Origin of the sequence: Pseudonocardia hydrocarbonoxydans (assembly GCF_006539565.1) — a bacterium.
GTDB classification, from domain to species: domain Bacteria; phylum Actinomycetota; class Actinomycetes; order Mycobacteriales; family Pseudonocardiaceae; genus Pseudonocardia; species Pseudonocardia hydrocarbonoxydans.
Window position 1 is genome coordinate 22605 of the sequence record NZ_BJNG01000048.1, and the last position, 20154, is coordinate 42758.

General features: G+C 73.9%; 18 protein-coding genes and 2 pseudogenes. 6 read left to right on the forward strand and 14 right to left on the reverse strand.

Annotation, left to right across the window (positions count from 1 at the left end; translation table 11 throughout):
- Positions 1-30: 30 nt before the first annotated feature.
- Positions 31-870 (forward strand): endonuclease/exonuclease/phosphatase family protein, encoded by an 840-nt coding sequence (locus PHY01_RS23955; protein ID WP_141282164.1) that lies wholly within the window; start codon positions 31-33, stop codon positions 868-870.
- On the opposite strand, the gene PHY01_RS23960 is transcribed toward PHY01_RS23955, so the two are convergent.
- The 3 genes and pseudogenes from PHY01_RS23960 to exaC all read right to left on the reverse strand — a co-directional run bounded on the left by PHY01_RS23960 (position 867) and on the right by exaC (position 3425).
- A complete protein-coding gene (locus tag PHY01_RS23960) occupies positions 867-1460 on the reverse strand; it encodes an isochorismatase family protein (RefSeq protein ID WP_141282166.1) in 594 nt (197 codons plus the stop codon). The genes PHY01_RS23955 and PHY01_RS23960 overlap by 4 nt on opposite strands.
- A gap of 65 nt (positions 1461-1525) precedes the next feature.
- Positions 1526-1903: a DUF779 domain-containing protein gene (locus PHY01_RS23965; RefSeq protein ID WP_141282168.1), complete on the reverse strand. Its 378-nt coding sequence runs from the start codon at positions 1901-1903 to the stop codon at positions 1526-1528.
- Positions 1903-3425: pseudogene (gene exaC / locus PHY01_RS23970) on the reverse strand (acetaldehyde dehydrogenase ExaC). Before exaC ends, PHY01_RS23965 begins: the two are co-directional and overlap by 1 nt.
- A 165-nt stretch (positions 3426-3590) precedes the next feature.
- On the opposite strand from exaC, the gene PHY01_RS23975 reads away from it, so the two are divergent.
- Entirely contained in the window at positions 3591-5048 is a 1458-nt protein-coding gene (locus tag PHY01_RS23975) for a GAF domain-containing protein (RefSeq protein ID WP_246086117.1), read from the forward strand.
- A gap of 145 nt (positions 5049-5193) precedes the next feature.
- On the opposite strand, the pseudogene PHY01_RS23980 reads toward PHY01_RS23975, so the two are convergent.
- Positions 5194-5946, reverse strand: a pseudogene (locus PHY01_RS23980) (alpha/beta fold hydrolase); the annotation flags it as partial.
- Between the two features lie 173 nt (positions 5947-6119).
- Between PHY01_RS23980 and PHY01_RS23985 the strand changes: the two are divergent.
- Entirely contained in the window at positions 6120-6824 is a 705-nt protein-coding gene (locus PHY01_RS23985; RefSeq protein WP_141282172.1) for a helix-turn-helix transcriptional regulator, read from the forward strand.
- Between the two features lie 4 nt (positions 6825-6828).
- Here the strand turns inward: PHY01_RS23985 and PHY01_RS23990 are convergent, their stop codons facing one another.
- Both PHY01_RS23990 and PHY01_RS23995 read right to left on the reverse strand, forming a co-directional pair.
- Entirely contained in the window at positions 6829-7683 is an 855-nt protein-coding gene (locus tag PHY01_RS23990; protein ID WP_246086118.1) for an SMP-30/gluconolactonase/LRE family protein, read from the reverse strand.
- Positions 7676-8446, reverse strand: coding sequence for an alpha/beta fold hydrolase (locus tag PHY01_RS23995; protein ID WP_141282200.1), 771 nt, complete (start codon positions 8444-8446; stop codon positions 7676-7678). Before PHY01_RS23995 ends, PHY01_RS23990 begins: the two co-directional genes overlap by 8 nt.
- A 53-nt stretch (positions 8447-8499) precedes the next feature.
- On the opposite strand from PHY01_RS23995, the gene PHY01_RS24000 reads away from it, so the two are divergent.
- Positions 8500-9144, forward strand: a complete 645-nt coding sequence (locus tag PHY01_RS24000; RefSeq protein WP_141282174.1) for a winged helix-turn-helix transcriptional regulator — start codon at positions 8500-8502, stop codon at positions 9142-9144.
- Here the strand turns inward: PHY01_RS24000 and PHY01_RS24005 are convergent.
- The 4 genes from PHY01_RS24005 to lysS all read right to left on the reverse strand — a co-directional run bounded on the left by PHY01_RS24005 (position 9130) and on the right by lysS (position 14741).
- Entirely contained in the window at positions 9130-10125 is a 996-nt protein-coding gene (locus PHY01_RS24005; protein WP_218030317.1) for a YihY/virulence factor BrkB family protein, read from the reverse strand. The genes PHY01_RS24000 and PHY01_RS24005 overlap by 15 nt on opposite strands.
- A gap of 70 nt (positions 10126-10195) precedes the next feature.
- Positions 10196-12739 (reverse strand): ATP-dependent Clp protease ATP-binding subunit, encoded by a 2544-nt coding sequence (locus tag PHY01_RS24010; protein WP_141282176.1) that lies wholly within the window; start codon positions 12737-12739, stop codon positions 10196-10198.
- Positions 12740-12870: 131 nt separating this feature from the next.
- Positions 12871-13209: a histone-like nucleoid-structuring protein Lsr2 gene (locus PHY01_RS24015; protein WP_141282178.1), complete on the reverse strand. Its 339-nt coding sequence runs from the start codon at positions 13207-13209 to the stop codon at positions 12871-12873.
- 77 nt (positions 13210-13286) lie between these two features.
- Complete coding sequence (lysS, locus tag PHY01_RS24020; RefSeq protein WP_141282204.1) at positions 13287-14741, reverse strand: lysine--tRNA ligase; 1455 nt, start codon at positions 14739-14741, stop codon at positions 13287-13289.
- A 170-nt stretch (positions 14742-14911) separates the two neighbouring features.
- Here lysS and PHY01_RS24025 point away from each other — a divergent pair, with 170 nt between their 5' ends.
- The gene (locus tag PHY01_RS24025) at positions 14912-15649 is read left to right on the forward strand and encodes a class I SAM-dependent methyltransferase (RefSeq protein WP_141282180.1); all 738 of its coding nucleotides are present in this window, start codon (positions 14912-14914) and stop codon (positions 15647-15649) included.
- 90 nt (positions 15650-15739) lie between these two features.
- Here PHY01_RS24025 and PHY01_RS24030 read toward each other — a convergent pair whose 3' ends face one another.
- From PHY01_RS24030 to PHY01_RS24045, 4 genes are read right to left on the reverse strand one after another with little or no spacing between them, the layout of a single operon-like run.
- A complete protein-coding gene (locus PHY01_RS24030; RefSeq protein ID WP_141282182.1) occupies positions 15740-16543 on the reverse strand; it encodes a type III pantothenate kinase in 804 nt (267 codons plus the stop codon).
- Complete coding sequence (gene panD, locus PHY01_RS24035; RefSeq protein ID WP_141282184.1) at positions 16544-16951, reverse strand: aspartate 1-decarboxylase; 408 nt, start codon at positions 16949-16951, stop codon at positions 16544-16546.
- Between the two features lie 10 nt (positions 16952-16961).
- The gene (gene panC, locus PHY01_RS24040; protein WP_141282186.1) at positions 16962-17843 is read right to left on the reverse strand and encodes a pantoate--beta-alanine ligase; all 882 of its coding nucleotides are present in this window, start codon (positions 17841-17843) and stop codon (positions 16962-16964) included.
- Positions 17840-18739, reverse strand: a complete 900-nt coding sequence (locus PHY01_RS24045; protein ID WP_170183958.1) for a Rossmann-like and DUF2520 domain-containing protein — start codon at positions 18737-18739, stop codon at positions 17840-17842. The genes panC and PHY01_RS24045 overlap by 4 nt, the downstream gene beginning before the upstream one ends.
- Positions 18740-19057: 318 nt before the next feature.
- Between PHY01_RS24045 and PHY01_RS24050 the strand changes: the two genes are divergently transcribed.
- The coding region (locus PHY01_RS24050; RefSeq protein ID WP_141282190.1) for an HD domain-containing phosphohydrolase at positions 19058-20154 on the forward strand (1097 nt) is incomplete at its 3' end.

The following is a 20154-nucleotide window of genomic DNA, read 5'->3' on the forward strand; positions in this document are numbered from 1 at the left end:
CCGCCCCGGCGGCCCCACCGTTGCGCGATCATGACGATCGCGGACCGCTTCCCCGCGGTGCCGGTGCTGGCCTGGCGCCCGCACCTGGGCGTCGCGCTGCTTGCGGTGGCGGCGGGCTCGGTCCGCCGGTCGCGGGCGGCGGCAATGACGGCGGCGACCCTCGGGCTGGCCGCGGCCGTGCCGGCGGCCCTGCACCGGCGGCGACCCGGGCACCGGCCCCTCCCGTCGCCCGACGACCTCGCCGTGCTCGTGCTCAACGTCTGGCACGGCCGGGCCGACCCCGCCGCGCTGGCCGCCCTGGTCCGGCGGGAGCGGCCCGACCTGGTCGTGCTCCCGGAGGCAGGACCCGGCTACCGCCTCCGGATCCTGCCGCTGCTCCCCGACCACCGCGGCCTCGCGGCCCTCGCCCCCGGGGCGCGCGACGGGTGGGGCGTCACGGTGCTGGCCGGGCCGCGGGCCGCCGGCGTGGTGCTGGAGGCGGGGCACGAGATGCGGCTGCCGCACGTCCGCGCCGGTGGGGGACTGCTGGGCCACCGGGCGCTGTACGCCGTGCACACCACCGCGCCGGCCCGCCCCGGCACGGTCCGCCTCTGGCGCGACGAGCTGCGGACCGCGGCCGCGTGGAGTGCGGGTGGGGCGATCGTCGCGGGCGACGTCAACGCGACGGTGGATCACCGGCTGCTGCGCGCGGTCGGGCGCAGCGCAGGCCCCGTCGGCGTGGCGACGTGGCCGACCCGGTTGCCGCGCTGGGCGGGCATCCGGATCGACCACGTGCTCCTGCCCGACGGGGTGCGCTGCACCGGCGCGTCGGTGCACGACGTGCCGGGCAGCGACCACCGGGCGGTGCTCGCCCGGCTGCGGATCCGCTAGTCCGGGACGGCGGCCTGGGTCGGCACGACGACGCCGAACAGGTCCGAGATCGCCGCGAGGCTGGTGGCCTGCAGCATCGAGGCGGGTATCGGGTCGCCGTCGACGCCCGGGAGGGCGCGGGTGGCCGTCGCCGCGGCCACGACCGACGGGCGGTGGCCCAGGCTGAACGCGCCGCGCGCCGTCGAGTTGATGCACATGTGGGTCATGAACCCGGCGAGCACCAGGTCGCTGCCGGGGGCGAGCCGGTCGTTCAGGTCCGTGGCGGTGAACGCGTTCGGGAAGTTCTTGACGATGACGGCCTCACCGTCGCGGGGCGCCACGCGGTCGACGATCGCCCCGATCTCGGCACGCACGTCGTAGGGCGAGCCCGCGCCTCCGTCGTGCTGGATGTGGATGATCGGGATCCCGGCGGAGCGGGCGCGGTCGAGCAGCGCCGCGGCCTCGTCGATGGCGGGCTGGACGTTCTCCAGCTCCATCACGCCGCGGGTGTAGGTGTTCTGCAGGTCGACCATGATCAGCGTCGACGCGGCCAGGCTGGCCGGTACCCCCGGCAGGCCGACCAGGGTGCGCAGGGTGGTGGGTTCGGACATGGATCCCTCCGGGACTCGTGCGCGGACATCGTGGCCAGGGCGACGATATCCGCGCACGGGCGGTGTCAGTCGCCGTTCAGTGCCGCCGACTCCTCGTCGGTGAACAGCCGCGAGCGGATCATGAACCGGACGCCCTCGGGCGCCTCGACCGAGAACCCGCTGCCGCGGCCCCGCACCACGTCGACGGTGAGGTGGGTGTGCTTCCAGTACTCGAATTGGGACTCCGACATGTGGAACCCGATCGGCTCCGCCAGCCCCTCGACGGCGAGGTCGCCGAGGTGCACGTCGGAGCCGCCGAGCCGGAAGTCCCCGTCCGGGTAGCACATGGGCGAGCTGCCGTCGCAGCACCCTCCGGACTGGTGGAACATCAGCGGACCGTGGATCTCCGTGAGCCGCACGAGCAGGTCCGCAGCCGCCTGCGTGAGCGCGACCCGCTCGGGCATCAGAAGAAGCCCTGGGCGTTCTGCGAGTAGCTGACCAGCATGTTCTTCGTGTTCTGGTAGTGGTCCAGCATCATCTTGTGGTTCTCGCGGCCCACCCCGGACTGCTTGTAGCCGCCGAACGCCGCGTGCGCGGGGTAGGCGTGGTAGTTGTTCACCCACACCCGGCCGGCCTGGATATCGCGGCCCGCGCGGTAGGCCACGTTGCCGTCGCGCGACCACACCGCCGCGCCGAGGCCGTAGAGCGTGTCGTTGGCGGTGGTGATGGCGTCGTCGTAGTCGGAGAAGCGGGCCACCGACACGACCGGGCCGAAGATCTCCTCCTGGAAGATCCGCATCGAGTTGTCGCCCTCGAAGACCGTCGGCTGCACGTAGTAGCCGCCGGAGAGGTTGCCGCCCAGGTCGGCGCGCTCGCCCCCGGTCAACACGCGGGCGCCCTCCTGACGGCCGATGTCGATGTAGGACAGGATCTTCTCGAGCTGGTCGTTCGACGCCTGCGCACCGATCATGGTGTCGGTGTCGAGCGGGTTGCCCTGCGTGATCTGCTCGGTGCGCTTGACCGCGTCCTGCAGGAAGTCGGTGTAGATGCCGCCCTGGATCAGCGCGCGCGACGGGCAGGTGCACACCTCGCCCTGGTTGAGGGCGAACATCGCGAAGCCCTCCAGGCACTTGTCGTAGAAGCCGTCGTTCTGCGCCGCCACGTCGTCGAAGAAGACGTTGGGGCTCTTGCCGCCCAGCTCGAGCGTCACCGGGATCAGGTTCTCGCTCGCGTACTGCATGATCAGCCGGCCGGTGGTGGTCTCCCCGGTGAAGGCGATCTTGCGGATGCGCTGTTGGCCGCCAGCGGCTTGCCGGCCTCCACCCCGAAGCCGTTGACGATGTTCAGCACGCCCGCGGGCAGCAGGTCGGCGACGAGCTCGTTGAGCACGTGGATCGACGCCGGGGTCTGCTCGGCCGGCTTGGGCACCACGCAGTTGCCCGCGGCCAGCGCCGGGGCCAGCTTCCAGATCGCCATGAGGATCGGGAAGTTCCACGGGATGATCTGTCCGACGACGCCGAGTGGCTCGTGGAAGTGGTAGGCGACCGTGTCCTTGTCGATCTCGGAGATGCCGCCCTCCTACGCGCGGATCGCCCCGGCGAAGTAGCGCAGGTGGTCGATCGCGAGCGGGATGTCGGCGGCCAGGGTCTCGCGGCAGGCTTTGCCGTTCTCCCAGCTCTCCGCGATGGCGATCATCTCGAGGTTCGCCTCGATGCGGTCGGCCATCCGGTTCAGGATGTTGGCCCGCTCGGTGACGCTCGTCCTCCCCCAGCCGGGCGCCGCGGCGTGCGCGGCGTCGAGGGCGAGCTCGACGTCCTCCGCGGTGCTCCGCGCGACCTCGGTGAAGATCGCCCCGGTCTGCGGTGTCGGGTTCTCGAAGTACCGGCCCTTCACCGGGGCGACGTACTCGCCGCCGATGAAGTTCTCGTAGCGGGACTTGAAGCTGACGACACTGCCGGGCCGGCCCGGTGCCGCGTAGATGGCCATCTGTGGTCCTCTCACATCGTCTTCGGACACGTGATGGCGGACACTAGGAAGGCCGGGGTTGCAGGAGGGTTGCACGCAGATGCGGATGTCAACACTTGACCGGTCCGACAGTGCGACTACGACTCAGGGTTGCCTCAACTGACCTGGCGGGGGACGATCGGCACCGTGTCGGCCGACGACCAGGTGCAGCGCGCCCGCGTACTCGCACGGGTGCGGGAGGCGACGCTCGCGGGCGACCGCTCCGGGCCGCCGCCGCGCGAGGTCGTCTCGGAGTCGTGGCGGCGCTCCCTGGACGCCCGCGTGGATCCCGAGCACGGCGACCCGCCGCACGTCTACTCGCCCGCGGAGGTGGGTGGCATCCGCGGCGCGCACCCGCTCGCGGCCGTGATCCCGGTCCTGCGCGACACACTGGTCTCCATCGCCGACGAGGCGATGCACATGATGATCGTGACCGACGCCCAGGGACACATCCTGTGGCGCGAGGGCCAGCGCGACGTGTTGCGCCGCGCCGAGGGCGTCGGGCTGGTGGAGGGCACGCGCTGGACCGAGGACAGCATCGGCACCAACGCGATGGGCACCGCGCTCGCCGCCGACCGTGCCGTGCAGATCCACTCGGCCGAGCACCTTGTCCGGACCTACCACAGCTGGACCTGCGCGGCCTGCCCGATCCACGACCCCGACTCCGGCGAGGTGATCGGCGCCGTCGACGTCACCGGGCCGGTGCGCACGTTCCACCCCACGACGCTCGCGCTCGTCGTCGCCGCGGCGCGGCTGGCCGAGGGCCACCTCGGCGCCCGGCTCGCGATGCGCGACGAGCGGCTGCTGGCCCGCAACCTCACCCACCTGATCGGCCTGCGCGACGAGCCGGGCGCCCTGCTCACCCCCGGCGGCCGGGTGCTCGCCGCCAACCCGCCGAACTGGCTGCCCGCCCGCGTCGACCTGCCGGCGGTCGGCGACCGGGTGGCGCTGGGCGAGACGGGCGAGGGCGTGCTGGAGCGGCTCGCCGAGGGCTGGCTGATGCGGCTGCACCGCACCGGCTCGCCGCCCCGGCCGGTGCTGTCGCTGCCGTTCCTCGGCGCCGTCCGCCCGCTGGCCTGCCTCGACGGGGGCCACGTCCGGCTGACGCTGCGCCACGCCGAGGTCCTCACCCTGCTGGCCCTGCACCCCGACGGGCTCACCGCCGACGAGCTCGCCACCGCCCTGCACGGCGACGCGGGCAAGGCCGTCACCGTGCGCGCGGAGATGCACCGGCTGCGGGCCGCGCTCGGGGCCGGGGTGCTGCGCACCCAGCCCTACCGGCTGCGCGCCCGCGTCGACGCCGACTTCGTCGCGGTGCGGTCGGCGCTGGCCGGGGGCGACGTGCGCGGCGCCGCCCGGGCCCACCGCGGCCCCCTGCTGCCCCGCTCCGAGGCACCCGGCGTGCGGGAGGAGCGGGAGCTGCTCGCCGCCGCTCTGCGCCGGGCCGTGCTCGACAGTCGCGACGTCGACGCGATGTGGGCGATGGCCGGGACCGTCGACGGCGTCGACGACCCCGAGCTCTCCCGGCGCCTGCTCCGTGCCCTGCCCGCCCGCGACCCCCGCCGTCCCGTCCTCACCGCCCGACTGACGATCGCCGCCCCCTGACGCGCGGACTCGCGAGCGGAACCCGGGGGACTCGCGGGCGGGGATCGGGGGACTCGCGAGCTCACCCCGCGAGTCCCCCCGATCCCGTCCGCGAGTCCCCCCGATCCCGTCCGCGAGTCCCCCGAGTCCCGTCCGCGAGTCCCCGTCAGGCGACCAGATGCGCGAGTGCCCGTGCCCAGAACGGGACGACCACCAGGTGGCCGGTGTCCGGCACGATCTCCAGCCGGGCCGACGGGAGCGCCTTCTCCCACCACCGCCCGTGCGCGGGATCAACCACGCTGTCGGCGGCGCCGTAGCCCAGCAGGACCTCGGCGCGGACGTCGGCGGGGTCGAAGCCCCACGGTGCGAGTGTGTAGCCGCCCACCTCCGCCGCCATCCCCGCGGCCCCGGCCGCGAACGCGGTGTCGAGCATCGCGCGCAGCCGGTCGGCGACGCCGGGGGCGGCCAGCAGCGCGGCGTCGACCTCGGGGTCGGTGAGCAGCGTGAACCGGGCGTCGCCGGTGAGCTGCTGGAGCATCGGTCCGAACGCCGCGTCGAGCGCGGCCCGGGCCCGGTCCTCGGTCAGGCCGCGCATCGGGTCGATCAGGGCGCGCGACTCGCCGTACCAGGGCACCTCCTCGTCGGGGGCGGGGGTGCCGACGACGGCGACGCGCCCGACCCGCTCGGGCCGGTGCGCCGCCAGCGCGAGCACCACCCGCCCCCCGGCCGACCAGCCTGCGACGCCCGCACGGCCGCCCGCGGGCAGGACGTGGTCGAGCACGGCCGCGGCGTCGGCGGCGGCCAGGTCCACCGTCGCGAGGCCGGGCACCGGGTCGGAGCCGCCGTAGCCGGGACGGTCCGGGGCGATCAGCCGGACCCCCGCCGTCGCCGCCGGGTCCGGGTCGAAGTCGCCCGAGCCGGGGGCGGCGTGGGAGCAGCACGACCGGGGCGTCCGCGGGGGCGTCGGGGGTGAGCTCGTGGACGGAGACGCGTCGGCCGTCGGGACGGTCCAGGTGCCAGATGGTCATGACACGAGCATCGCGCGGGGTCGGTGACACCGTGGTGTCACCGGTTCCGGGGCATTCTCGTCCCGTGAACCGCACCGAACGCCTGTACGCGATCGCCGAGGAGCTGCGCGCCGCCGGACCGGCCGGGCGCACCGGCGCCTGGCTGGCGCAGCGCCTGGAGGTCTCGACGCGCACCATCAAGCGCGACGTCGACGCGCTGCTGCAGGCGGGCGTGCCGCTGTGGGCGCAGTCCGGACCCGGTGGCGGGTACGTCCTCGACGACGTCGCGACGCTGCCCCCGCTCAACCTCACCGGCGCCGAGGCCGCGGCGATCGCGGTGGCGCTGGCCGCCCTGCCGACCCTCCCGTTCGCCGCCGACGCCCGTACCGCGCTGAGCAAGGTCCTCGCCGCGATGCCCGAGGCCGAGCTGGCCCGCGCCGAGTCGATCGCGTCCCGGCTGTGGCTGCGCGTCCCGGAACAGCCGCCGCGCCCGGCCGTCGCCCGCGTGCTCGACGAGGCGGTGCGCCGCCGCCAGGTCACCGTCCTGCGCTTCGCCGACCGGCACGGCACCGTCACCGAGCGGGCCGTCGAGCCGGCCGCGCTCGCCGCGACCGGCGGGCACTGGCACCTGCTGGCCTGGTGCCGGTTGCGGGAGGGCCCGCGCTGGTTCCGCACCGATCGCATCCTCGCCGCCCACCTGACCACGGAACCGGCGCCCGAGCACGACCCCGCGACGGTCTTCGGCACCCCGCCCGACGACGCGCGCCCCGTCGACCTGCGCCGCGGGTAGCACCTCAGCCGCCGGGCCACCCGGCCCGCGGCTCCGGCGCGTCGGCCACCAGTATCCGGCCGGTGCGGTCGGCCAGCGCCGACTCCACGCCCTCGACGCCCCGCCAGTCGGCGTCGCACACGAACAGCGTCCGCCCGTCGGGCCCGCCGAGCATGGCCGCGAAGCCGAACTGCTCCTGCGGCACGCGGTGGGTGACCTCCCCGTCCAGCACCCGCACGCAGACGTCGCCGCCGGTCGCCCCAGGCTCCTTCGCCGCGTGCGTCCACACCGCCCCGGCGGCGTCGAGCGTGATCCCGTCGGGGCCCAGGCCCTCGGCCCACGTGCGGCGACCGGACAGCCCGCCGTCGGCGTCGACGTCGAACGCCGTGAGGACACCGGCGAAGGACTCCGCGACCAGCAGCGTCCGCCCGTCGGGGGTGATCACCATGCCGTTGGGGAACCGCAGCCCGTCGGCGACGCGGCGGACCTCCCCGTCGGGCCGGACCAGGTCGATCCAGCCGGGCGAGGGCGCCTCACCGGCGAGGAAGTCGAACGCGAACCCGTTGACGTAGGCGTTGCCCGCCCCGTCGACGACGATCTCCGCGCCGCCGCAGTCGGCGTGCGGCACGACGGTGCCGTCGGGCTCGTGGCGCAGCAGGCGCTCGCCGGTGACGAGCATCCGCCCGTCGGGCAGGAAGTCGAACGACCAGCCCAGGCCGTCCGGGCCCGCGGCCACCACCTCGGCCCGTCCGTCCAGGTCGACGGCGACGATCTCCCCGGCCCCCCAGTGGGCGAACCACAGGCGGCCGTCGTGCCAGCGCGGCGACTCGACGTAGGCGAGGCCGTCGAGCAGCACGCGGGGCCGGATCAATTCAGACACGGGGAGCTCCTTCGGTGGTCGAGACCAGGTAGCCGGCCAGCTCGGCCGGGCGGGACAGGGCGACGAGGTGGCCGCCGGGCAGCACGTCGGGGTCGAGGCCGAGGCGTTCGCGAGCGATCCGGCGCTGGAAGTCGACCGGGAAGAAGCGGTCGTCGCGGGTGGCGAGCACCCGCGTGGGCACGTCCGGCCACGCCTCGAGCGGCCAGGTGCCCGCGAAGATCCCGTCCTCCTGCTCGACGAGCCGCGCGAACGCCGCCTCGACGACGTCGGCGGGGACGTCGTGGAACATGGTCTCCCGCTGGTCGGGGTCGGACTGCAGGTCACGCCCGTCGCACTCGGCGGCGGCGGCGATCGCCGCCTCGAAGCCGGTGGCGTCCCACCAGGACCCCAGGTCCTCACCCGGCAGCGGGATCATCGCGTTGACCAGCACCAGCCCGGCGGCGTCCAGCGGTCCGCAGGCGAGCGGGGCGCTGAACCCGCCCAGCGAGCTCCCCACCAGCACGACGCCGGTGCGCCCTCCCGCCGCCGCCACGATCGCGGCCGCGTAGTCGGTGACGCGCGCGTCCGGGTCGCCGGAGGGCAGGTCGACGGCGATCGCCTCGTGCCCGCGGCCCTCCAGCTCCGCGACGACGCGGTGCCAGTACCAGGCCGAGCCGCCCGCTCCCGGGACCAGCACGAACGTAGCGAGCCGGGCGGGCTCCGTCGGGTCGAGGAGGGCGAGGTCGGCGGCGGGGAGGCCGGGGACACGCTGGGTCGGCGCCATCACACTCCTAGACTAGGAGTAGAAACTCCTGAAGTGCAAGCTAAAGTGGTGGCATGCGGAGCTACGACGATCCCTGCGGCGTCGCCCGGGCACTCGACGCGGTCGGCGAGCGCTGGGCGCTGCTGGTCGTGCGCGACCTCCTGCTCGGGCCGAAACGCTTCACCGACCTGGCCGCCGGGCTCGCCGGCATGAGCCAGAACGTGCTCGCCCAGCGGCTGCGCGACCTGGAGGGCCAGGGGATCGTCCGCCGGCGGGTGCTGGGACCGCCGTCGGGCGCCCGGGTCTACGAGCTCACCGAAGCGGGGTACGAGCTGGAGGAGACGGTGCTGGCCCTGGCCCGGTGGGGCAGCCGCGCCCCGCGGCACGAGCGGGGCGCGCTCACCGCCGACGCCTTCGCCCTGGCCCTGCGCACCACGTTCGACGCCGACGCGGCGGGCGGCATGCGGGGCACGCTCGCCCTGCACCTGGGGGCGGACCGGTTCACCGCGGAGATCGCCGACGGGCGCTTCCGGATCTCCCGGGGCGAGGCCGCCGATCCCGACGCGGTGCTCACCACCGACGCCGCGGCCGCGCAGGGGATCGTGTTCGGCGGTGCGGACCTGCCGCCCGGCGCCGTCACCGGCGACCGGGCGCTGGCGGAACGCTTCGTGCGGCTGTTCCCGCGACCGCGGCCGCGCGGGGTGTCAGCGACTGGGTGAGTCCGGGTGCTCGTCGAGGTCGTCGGGGATGCCGTCGTCGTCGCTGTCGAGCAGCAGCGGATCCGGCCGGCCCGCCCGCACCGCCTCCAGCTGCGCGGCCAGCGCGATCCCCGCCAGCAGGGCGATCCCGGTGAGGTTGGCCCAGATCAGCAGCGCCATCACGGCCGTGAGCGGGCCGTAGGTCTCGTCGAACCCGGCGGCGGCCACCACGTAGAGCGCGAGCAGCCCGGAGGCCACGAGCCAGGCCAGCACCGTGACCGCCGCCCCCACCGCGAGCCAGCTCAGGCCGGGCTGGCGGCGCCGCGGCGCGTACCGGAACAGCAGAGTGACGGCGACGACGAGCAGCGCGAGCCCCACCGGCCAGCGCACGACGTCCCAGACGGTCTCGGCGGGGTCACCCCAGCGGTAGACCTCCTCCAGCGCCTCCCCGAACGGCTCCCCGGCCACGATCAGCAGCAGGCCCAGCGCCATGGCGACGCCCGCGGTCGCGGTGAGCAGGGCCGCGTTGCCGTACTTGCGCAGGGCGGGCCGGTCGCGCTTGGTGCCGTAGATGCGGTTGGCCCCGCGTTCGAGCTGGGCGAACGGCGACGTCGCCGCCAGGAACGCGGTCACCAGACCCAGGACGACCACGACCTCGCCACGCTCGCTGCCCTCGTCGTCGCTCGCGAGGACGTCCGCGAGCAAGGCGTCGCTGCTGCCCGGTGAGATCGCGACGACGGTGCGCGCGACCACCTGGGCGATCGACTCGGCGCCGAGTGCGGTCGCGAGGCCGGCCCCGGCGATGACCAGGGGCACCGCGGCGAGCGCGAGCTGCAGCGCGAACGCCCGGGCGTGGCTGAACCCGTCGCCGTAGCGGAAGCGGACGAAGGCCGTCACGAACAGGTGGCCCAGGTGGTAGCGGCGCACGGTGTGCCACGCGTCGTCGGCGGAGAGGTCCTCGCCCATCAGCTCGGTCTCCGGGACCGCGCGCACCGAACTCACGGACAGAACCTACGCGAACGGCCCGCCGGGACCGAGGTCCCGACGGGCCGTTCGCGGTGGTGCGGGTGCCTTACTCCTCGCCCGACTTCGCCAGGTCGACCGGCGGGGCGTCGGGGACCATGACCGGCTTGGGCTCACCGCGGAAGGTGAACTTCGCCTTGTCGTCGGCGGCCTTCGAGTCCTCGGCGTCGGGGTCGATGCCCTCGACGTCGACGATCACGATCTGCCCGGGCGAGATCTCGCCGAACAGGATCTTCTCCGACAGCTGGTCCTCGATCTCGCGCTGGATGGTGCGGCGCAGCGGCCGCGCCCCCAGCACCGGGTCGAAGCCGCGGCGGGCCAGCAGGCCCTTGGCGGCCGGGGTGAGCTCGATGGCCATGTCCTTGTTGGCCAGCGCACCCTCGACCCGGGTGATCATGAGGTCGACCATCGTGATGATCTGCTGCTCGGTGAGCTGGTGGAACACCACGATGTCGTCGATGCGGTTGAGGAACTCCGGGCGGAAGTGCTTCTTCAGCTCGTCGTTGACCTTCGACTTCATCCGCTCGTAGTTGGACTGCTCGTCGTTGTTCTGGGCGAAGCCCAGGCCGACGGCCTTGGAGATGTCCTGCGTGCCGAGGTTCGAGGTGAAGATGATGACGGTGTTCTTGAAGTCGACCGTGCGGCCCTGGCCGTCGGTCAGGCGACCGTCCTCCAGCACCTGCAGGAGCGTGTTGTAGATCTCCTGGTGCGCCTTCTCGATCTCGTCGAACAGCACCACCGAGAACGGCTTGCGACGCACCTTCTCCGTCAGCTGGCCGCCCTCCTCGTAGCCCACGTACCCGGGAGGGGCACCGAACAGGCGCGAGGCGGTGTAGCGGTCGTGGAACTCGCCCATGTCGATCTGGATGAGCGCGTCGTCCTCGCCGAACAGGAAGTTCGCCAGCGCCTTGGACAGCTCGGTCTTACCCACACCGGACGGGCCGGCGAAGATGAACGAGCCCGAGGGGCGCTTGGGGTCCTTCAGGCCGGCGCGCGTGCGACGGATCGCCTTCGCGACCGACTTGACGGCCTCCTCCTGCCCGATGATCCGCTTGTGGAGCTCGTCCTCCATCTTGAGGAGACGGGTCGTCTCCTCCTCGGTGAGCTTGAAGACGGGGATGCCGGTCCAGTTGGCGAGGACCTCGGCGATCTGCTCCTCGTCGACCTCGGCGACGACGTCGAGGTCGCCGGACTTCCACTGCTTCTCCCGCTCGCCCTTCTGGGCCAGCAGCTGCTTCTCCGAGTCGCGCAGGTTCGCCGCGCGCTCGAAGTCCTGCGCGTCGATCGCGGACTCCTTGTCGCGACGGACGTTGGCGATCTTCTCGTCGAACTCGCGCAGGTCCGGCGGCGCGGTCATCCGGCGGATGCGCATCCGCGCGCCCGCTTCGTCGATCAGGTCGATCGCCTTGTCCGGCAGGAACCGGTCGGAGATGTAGCGGTCGGCCAGCGTGGCCGCCGACACCAGCGCCCCGTCGGTGATCGTGACGCGGTGGTGCGACTCGTACCGGTCGCGCAGACCCTTGAGGATCTCGATGGTGTGCGTGACCGTCGGCTCGCCCACCTGGATCGGCTGGAAGCGACGCTCCAGGGCCGGGTCCTTCTCGACGTACTTGCGGTACTCGTCGAGGGTGGTGGCGCCGATGGTCTGCAGCTCGCCGCGGGCCAGCATCGGCTTGAGGATGCTGGCGGCGTCGATCGCGCCCTCGGCCGCACCCGCCCCGACGAGGGTGTGGATCTCGTCGATGAACAGGATGATGTCGCCGCGCGTGCGGATCTCCTTGAGCACCTTCTTCAGGCGCTCCTCGAAGTCACCGCGGTAGCGCGATCCGGCGACCAGCGAGCCCAGGTCGAGCGTGTAGAGCTGCTTGTCCTTGAGGGTCTCGGGGACCTCGCCCTTGATGATGTTCTGGGCCAGGCCCTCGACGGCCGCGGTCTTGCCGACGCCCGCCTCACCGATCAGGACCGGGTTGTTCTTGGTCCTCCGGGAGAGGACCTGCATGATCCGCTCGATCTCCTTCTCCCGGCCGATGACCGGGTCCAGCTTGCCCTCACGGGCCTGCTGGGTGAGGTTGCGACCGAACTGGTCGAGCACCAGCGACGAGCTGGGGGTGCCCTCGCCGCGGCCACCGGAGGCGCCCTCGGCGGGCTCCTTGCCCTGGTAGCCGGACAGGAGCTGCAGCACCTGCTGGCGGACCCGGTTGAGGTCGGCTCCCAGCTTGACCAGGACCTGCGCCGCGACACCCTCGCCCTCGCGGATCAGGCCGAGCAGGATGTGCTCGGTGCCGATGTAGTTGTGGCCGAGCTGGAGCGCCTCGCGCAGCGAGAGCTCCAGGACCTTCTTGGCCCGCGGCGTGAACGGGATGTGCCCGCTCGGTGCCTGCTGGCCCTGGCCGATGATCTCCTCGACCTGCTGCCGGACGCCCTCCAGGGCGATCCCGAGGGACTCCAGGGCCTTCGCGGCCACTCCCTCTCCCTCGTGGATGAGGCCGAGGAGGATGTGCTCGGTGCCGATGTAGTTGTGGTTGAGCATCCGGGCCTCTTCTTGGGCCAGGACGACAACACGCCTTGCTCGGTCGGTGAACCTCTCGAACATTTCGTCTCCTCGCCTGCTGCGCCGTGCTACGCGCCTACGCCACTGTATCGGGCGTCCCCGGGTGTGCGCCTCCGTTGCGGACCGCACGTACGTGGTCGTCGCAACATGCGACGGTCACGCGGCATTCCGGATCAGTTGTTCTCCCGGTGGTAGGCCTCCAGCACCTCCGACGGGATGCGCCCGCGGTCGGAGACCTTCATCTCCCGCTTGCGGGCCCAGTCGCGGATGGCCTGGTTCTGCTCGCGGTCGATCACCGGCCGGCGCGGTGCGGCCGCACCGCGGCGGGCGCGCCCTCCGGTGACCTTGCGCGCCGAGGCCACGAACTCGGCGAACGCGTCGCGCAGCCGTCCGGCGTTGCTCGCCGAGAGGTCGATCTCGTAGCTCTTTCCGTCGATCGCGAACTCGACGGTCTCGTCGGCGGACTTCCCGTCCAGGTCGTCGACGAGCCGGATCTCCTTGACCTGTGCCACTGTGCGGCCTCTTTTCCGTCGTCCGGGCGGCGATTCCCGCCGTTCCCGGACAAGATACCTACTCGCGCGTAGGTTGCTTACTCCGGACGCACGAGCGGGTAGAGGATCGTCTCCCGGATTCCGGCCCCGGTGAGCGTCATCAGCAACCGGTCGATCCCCATTCCCATACCCCCGGTGGGGGGCATTCCGTACTCCATCGCCCGCAGGAAGTCCTCGTCGAGCTGCATCGCCTCGACATCGCCCGCCGCCGCCAGCAACGACTGCGCGGTGAGCCGTTCCCGTTGCACGACCGGGTCGACCAGCTCGGAGTACGCGGTGGCCAGCTCGGTGCCGAAGACGATCAGGTCCCACGCCTCGGCCAGGCGCGGGTCGTCCCGGTGTTGCCTGGTCAGGGGCCGGACCTCGACCGGGTAGTCGCGGACGAACGTGGGCTCCTGCAGCGTGTGCTCGACCAGCTTCTCGAACAGTTCGAGCACGATCTCGCCGGCGCCCCAGGAATCCTTGAGATCGACGTCGTGCGCGTCGGCGATCTTCCGCAGTTCGGCCACCGAGGTGTCCGGGTCCACGTCGGTGCCGACCGCCTGCGCCACCGCGTCGTGCAGCGTGACCGAGCGCCACTCACCGCCCAGATCGTGTTCCGACCCGTCCGCGTGACGGACGATCGTGGAACCGAACACGGCGCGTGCGCTCTCCACCACGAGGTGCTGTGTGAGCCGCGCCATGTCGTCATAGGTGGCGTAGGCCTGATACGCCTCCAACATCGCGAACTCCGGCGAGTGGGTGGAGTCGATCCCCTCGTTCCGGAAGTTGCGATTGATCTCGAAGACCCGCTCGATTCCGCCGACCACGCAGCGCTTCAGGAACAGCTCGGGGGCGATCCGCAGGTACAGATCCGTGTCGAGCGCATTCGCGTGCGTGACGAACGGCCGCGCGGTGGCCCCGCCGTGCTGCAGCTGCAGCATCGGGGTCTCCACCTCGACGAAGGACGCGTCGTGCAGCGCGGCGCGCACCGTGCGCACCACCTCCGCGCGCGTGCGCACCATCTCGCGGGCCTGCGGGCGCACGATCAGGTCGACGTAGCGCTGCCGCACCCGCGTCTCCTCGGACAGCTCGCGGTGCGCCACCGGCAGCGGCCGCACCGACTTCGCCGTCATCGCCCAGGCGTCGGCCATGACGGACAGCTCGCCGCGCCGCGACGTCGCCACCTCGCCGTGGACGAACACGTGGTCGCCCAGATCGACGCTCGCCTTCCAGCGGGCCAGCTCGTCCTCGCCGACCAGGGCCAGGCTGAGCATCGCCTGCAGCTCGGTGCCGTCGCCCTCGCGCAGGGTGGCGAAGCAGAGCTTGCCGGTGTTGCGCAGGAAGATCACCCGACCGGTGACGCCCACGATCTCGCCGGTGGCGGTGTCGGGCGGGAGGTCGGGGTGGGCGTCGCGGACCTGGCGCAGGCCGGTCGTCCGCTCCACCGAGACGGGGTAGGGGTCGAGGCCCGCCGCGAGCATGTCGGCACGCTTGGCCCGGCGCACCCGCATCTGCTCGGGCAGCTCGTTCTCTCCGGTGTCCGGCGCGTCGGTGCTCACGCGCCAAGGCTAGTGAGCCCCGTTCCCGGGTCCCCGCACCGGTGGTCGGGATCGTCGCCCGCGGCGCGGGACGGCCGGATCGCACCGCACGGGGTGGGCGCAGGCGCCGTAGCCTCGGGACGATGCACCACCACGAACCGGGGTCGCGGGCACGGTCGTTCGGAGCCGTGGCGGCGGCCTACGCCGCGCACCGGCCCGGCTATCCCGACGAGGCCGTCGCCTGGGCCCTCGCCCCGGTGGCCGTCGGTTCGCCGCACGTACTGGACCTGGGCGCGGGCACGGGGAAGCTCAGCGAGGCGCTGGCCGGCCGGGCCGAGGTGACCGCGGTCGACCCGGACCCGGCGATGCTCGACGAGCTCCGCGCCCGGCTGCCCGGCGTCCGGGCGCTGGTGGGTGGCGCCGAGGACGTGCCGCTGCCCGCCGCCGCGGTCGACGCCGTGCTGGTCGGGCAGGCCTGGCACTGGTTCGACCGGGACCGCGCGACGGCCGAGATCGTGCGCGTGCTGCGGCCGGGTGGGGTGCTGGCCCTGGTGCGCAACGACGAGGATCCCGACGCCCCGCTGCTGGGCCCGTTCCTGCGGGCCGACCCGCTCTCGGCGCCGGAGGTCGGGCACGACCACGGGCGGGTCCCGCCCGTCCACGACCTGCTGGGGGAGGTGACGCAGCGGCGCTTCCCGAATCCGCGGCCGACCGACGTCGACGCCGAGATCGCCCGGCTCGGCACCTACTCGTGGATGCTCGCGGCGGATCCGGCCGAGCGGGCCGCGTTCGAGCGACGGGTCCGGGACCACCTCGGCGACCGGCCGGGGCGGTTCACCCTCCCCCTGGTGACGACGGTGCAGCGGGCGCAGCGGCGCTGACCGGCCGCCCTCCCGCGCACGCCCCGCCGCGCACGCCCCGCCGCGGCGCGCACCGTCGACGGTGCGCGCGGGGCCCGAGGGTGCGCGCGGCTACCGCGCGGCGCGGGCCGGCACGGCGTTGCGCAGGTAGGTCAGGCGCAGGCCGACGAGCGTCAGGTCGGGGACGTACTCGGTGATCGTGTCCGACACCCCGGCCATCAGCGGGGCGAGGCCACCGGTGCCGAGCACCGTCACCGGACCGGTCCGGGGGCCGAGCTCGGCGAGGATCCGGCGCACCAGGCCGTCGACCTGGCCGGCGAAGCCGTAGAGCACGCCGGACTGCAGGCACTCGACGGTGTTCTTGCCGATCACCGAGCGCGGCGCCACGAACTCGACGGTGCGCAGCGCGGCCGCCCGGGCGGCGAGGGCGTCCATCGAGATCTCGATGCCCGGTGCCAGTGCACCGCCGAGGAACTCGCCCTTCGCCGAGACCACGTCGATGTTCGTCGACGTCCCGAAGTCGACGACGATGCACGCGGTGCCGAACATCCGGTGCGCGGCGAGGGTGTTCATGACCCGGTCGGCGCCGACCTCGCGCGGGTTGTCGACGAGCAGCGGAACCCCCGTGCGCACCCCCGGCCCGACGATGACGTGCGGGTCGCCGCGCCGCTCGATGAGGATCCGCAGCTCGCGCAGCAGGCTCGGCACCGTCGACAGCGCCGCGACCCCGCTCACCCCGGCCGCGTGCCGGCCGAGCAACGCGCCGAACGCGACCTCCAGCTCGTCGCCGGTCATCCGCGGGTCGGTGCGCATCCGCCAGTCGCGGACGAGCGCGGGCCGCACCTCGTCGGGGTCGGTGTCGGGGTAGAGGCCGAGCGCGATCTGGGTGTTGCCGACGTCGACGCAGAGCAGCATCTACGCCGCGCCGGACAACAGGCCCGAGCCCTCCGGCGCGTGCGCGGGATCGGAACCCAGCTCGACGACCCGGTTGGCCCCGTCGACGAACACCACCCGCGGTGCGTAGGCGGCGACCTCGGCCTCGTCGAGCTGGCCGTAGGCGATGAGGATGACCAGGTCGCCGGGGTGCACGAGGTGCGCCGCGGCCCCGTTGATCCCGATGACGCCGCTGCCGCGGGCGCCGGGGATCACGTAGGTCTCCAGGCGGGCGCCGTTGGTGATGTCGACGATCGCCACCTTCTCGCCCTCCAGCAGGCCGGCGGCGTCCATCAGGTCGAGGTCGACGGTCACCGAGCCGACGTAGTGCAGGTCGGCCTGCGTCACCGTCGCGCGGTGGATCTTGGAGGTCATCATCGTGCGGAGCATGGCGGGTCCCCTAGATCTCGAGCTGGACGGTGATGTTGTCGATCAGGCGGGTGGTGCCCAGACGGGCGGCGACCAGCAGCCGGGCCTTGCCCTGCCGCACGTCGGGGCGCAGGTCGGGGTCGCGGAGCTCGAGGTAGTCGAGCTCGAGTGCGGGTTCGCGGGCCAGGACCGCGCGGGCGGCGGCCAGGACCGCCTCCGGCCCCTGCGCCGAGACCGACGCCCCGGCCCGCAGCGCCTCCTGCAGCACGGCCGCGCGGGGGCGGTCGGCGGCGGAGAGGTAGGCGTTGCGGCTCGACCGGGCCACCCCGTCGTCCTCGCGGACGGTCGGGACGCCGACGACGTCGAGCGGGAAGTCCAGATCGCGCGCCATCTTCCGGACGAGCACGAGCTGCTGGTAGTCCTTCTCGCCGAAGTACGCGACGTCCGGAGCGACCACGTGGAACAGCTTCGACACGACCGTCAGCACGCCGGCGAAGTGCCCGGGGCGCACGGCGCCCTCCATCTCGTCCCCCAGCGCGCCGGGGGAGACGGTGGTGTCGGCGCCCGCCGGGTACATGTCCTCGACCCCCGGGGTGAACACCAGCTCGACGCCCTCCTCCCGGCACATCTCCAGGTCGGCCTCCAGCGGGCGCGGGTAGCGCTCCAGGTCCTCCCCCGGCCCGAACTGCAGCGGGTTGACGAAGATCGACACGACCGTGACCGACGCCCCCTTGGCCAGCCGCGCGTGCCGGATCAGCTCGCGGTGCCCGTCGTGCAGCGCCCCCATCGTGGGGACGAGCGCGATCCGGCGCCCGGCGCCCTTCAGCGTCCGGGTGACGGCGTGCAGCGCGGGCGGGTCGGCGTGCACGGTGAGCTGGCCGGGGGTGTAGCCCCGGGGCTTGGTGGCGGTCACTGCGGGTCCTCCAGGGTGCGCAGCACGTCCTGCGCGGCGTGGTCGGGGAGCAGCCCGGCGGCCTGCGCACGGTGCGCGGTCCGGGCGGCGAGCGCGCGGTAGGTACGCGCGAGATCGGGGTCGGCGGCGTCGAGCTCGCGCAGGTGGACCGCGACGGTGCCGGTGTCGCCGCGGGCGACGGGCCCGGTGAGCGCGCGGTCGCCGTGGCGCAGCGCGTTGTCCAGCGCAGCCGAGAGCAGCGGTGCGATGAGCCGTTCGGCGGGGCGGACCCCGGCGCGGTCGAGCAGGTCGGCGCAGTCGCGCACCAGCGTGACCAGGTGGTTCGCGCCGTGGGCGAGCGCCGCGTGGTAGAGCGGGCGGACGCCCTCGGGCACCCGCACCGGCTCCGCCCCCATCTCGACGACGAGCGCCTCGCCGACGCTCCAGCCCACCTCGTCGCCCTCGGTGGCGGTGACGCCGATGCTGGCCCCCGCGAGGCGGGCGACGTCCTCGACGCGGCCGGTGAACGTCAGCACCGGGTGCAGGGCCAGCGGCAGCACGCCGTACTCGACGGCGGGGGCGAGCACGCCCACCCCGTGCGCCCCCGAGGTGTGGACGACGATCTGTCCGGGCCGGAAGCACCCGGCGGCGGCGAGCCCGCGGACCAGGCCGGGCAGCGCGTCGTCGGGGACGGCGAGCAGGGCGAGGTCGACGCCCGCGACGACGTCGTCGGGGGACTTCAGCGGCACGTCCGGCAACAGCGACTCCGCCCGCCGGACGGACTCCCGCGACACACCGGAGGTGGCGACGACGTGGTGGCCCGCGGCGGCCAGCGCGGCCCCGAGGACGGCGCCCACCCGACCGGCGGAGACCACTCCGACGGCGAGCCGCGCAGGACGGCCGGCAGCCATGCCCATCTCCTTGCACCCGTTCCGGTCCCGCTGGGCGGGTACCGGTCGTCGCCGCCCTCGTCGGCGGCGAGCACAGGGTATGGGCACGGTCGTTTCCCGGACGAGGACCCGTGACGCGCTTCACCGGGGACTCGCGGGCGGGGAACGGGGGACTCGCGGGGCCCCCACCCGCGAGTCCCCCGACTTCCGTCCGCGAGTCCCCCGACTTCCGTCCGCGAGTCCCCCGGATTCCGTCCGCGAGTCCGCCGACTTCCGTCCGCAAGTCCCCCGGATTCCGTCCGCGAGTCCTGTCGCCGCGGCCGGGCGCGGTTCTACCCTGCTGCGATGCCCCGGCTGCGGGTCGCGGGGGTGTTCGCCGCGCTGTCGCTCACCACCGACCTGGCCTCCGGCGTGCCGTTCGAGAAGGGCCTGCGCACCTGCGTCGTGGCCACCGCGTTCGCCGGGGCGCTCGGCTGGAGCCGGGACGAGCGGCTCGCGGTGTTCCACACGGCGCTGCTGCGCTCGGTCGGCTGCACCTCGCACGCGCCGGAGAACGCGGCGCTGTTCGTCGACGACACGGCGTTCCAGGCCGCGCTCAAGCGTCTGGACCCCGGCGACCCGGCCGTGTTCACCGCGCAGCTCGCGCGCTTCGGTGACTGGGCGCCCGGGCGCGGGCTGGCACAGCGGTTCACGGCCGTCGCGGCCACGGAGGGGCCGCGGGCGGCCCGGGCCGGGTGCGAGGTGAGCCGGGCGCTGGGCGGGCGGCTCGGCCTCCCCGCCGCCGCGATCGACGCGCTCGACGACGTCTACGAGCGCTGGGACGGCCTCGGCATCCCCGACGGCCGCAGCGGCGAGCAGCTCTCGACGGTCGGGCGCGCGGTGCACGTCGCGGAGCAGGCGGTGTTCGCCCACGCCGACGGCGGCGTCGCCGGTGCACGCGCCGAGGTCACGCGGCGGGCCGGCGGGCACCTCGATCCCGACCTGGCGTCGGCGTTCCTCCGCGACGCCGACGCCCTGCTGGCGGTGCTGGAGGTGCCCGACCTGGCGGCCGCGGTCGTCGCGGCGGAGCCGGGGCCCGGCGCCGTCGTCGGCCCGGACGGACTGGACGGCCTGTGCGCGGCGCTCGCCGTCGTCGTCGACCTGAAGGGGACCCACCTGCTGGGGCACTCCGGGCACGTCGCCGCGGTCGCCGACGCCGCGGCGGGCGCGGCCGGGATCGCCGACGGGGAGCGCGCGACGCTGCGGGCCGCCGCGCACCTGCACGACCTGGGCCGGGCGGCGGTGTCGAGCGAGGTGTGGGACCGGCCGGGGCCGCTCGGCGCGGCCGACCGGGAGCGGGTGCGGCTGCACGCCTACTGGACCGACCGGATCCTGCGCCGCTGCCCCGCGCTGGCCCCGCTCGCCGACCTCGCCGCGGCGCACCACGAGCGCGTCGACGGCAG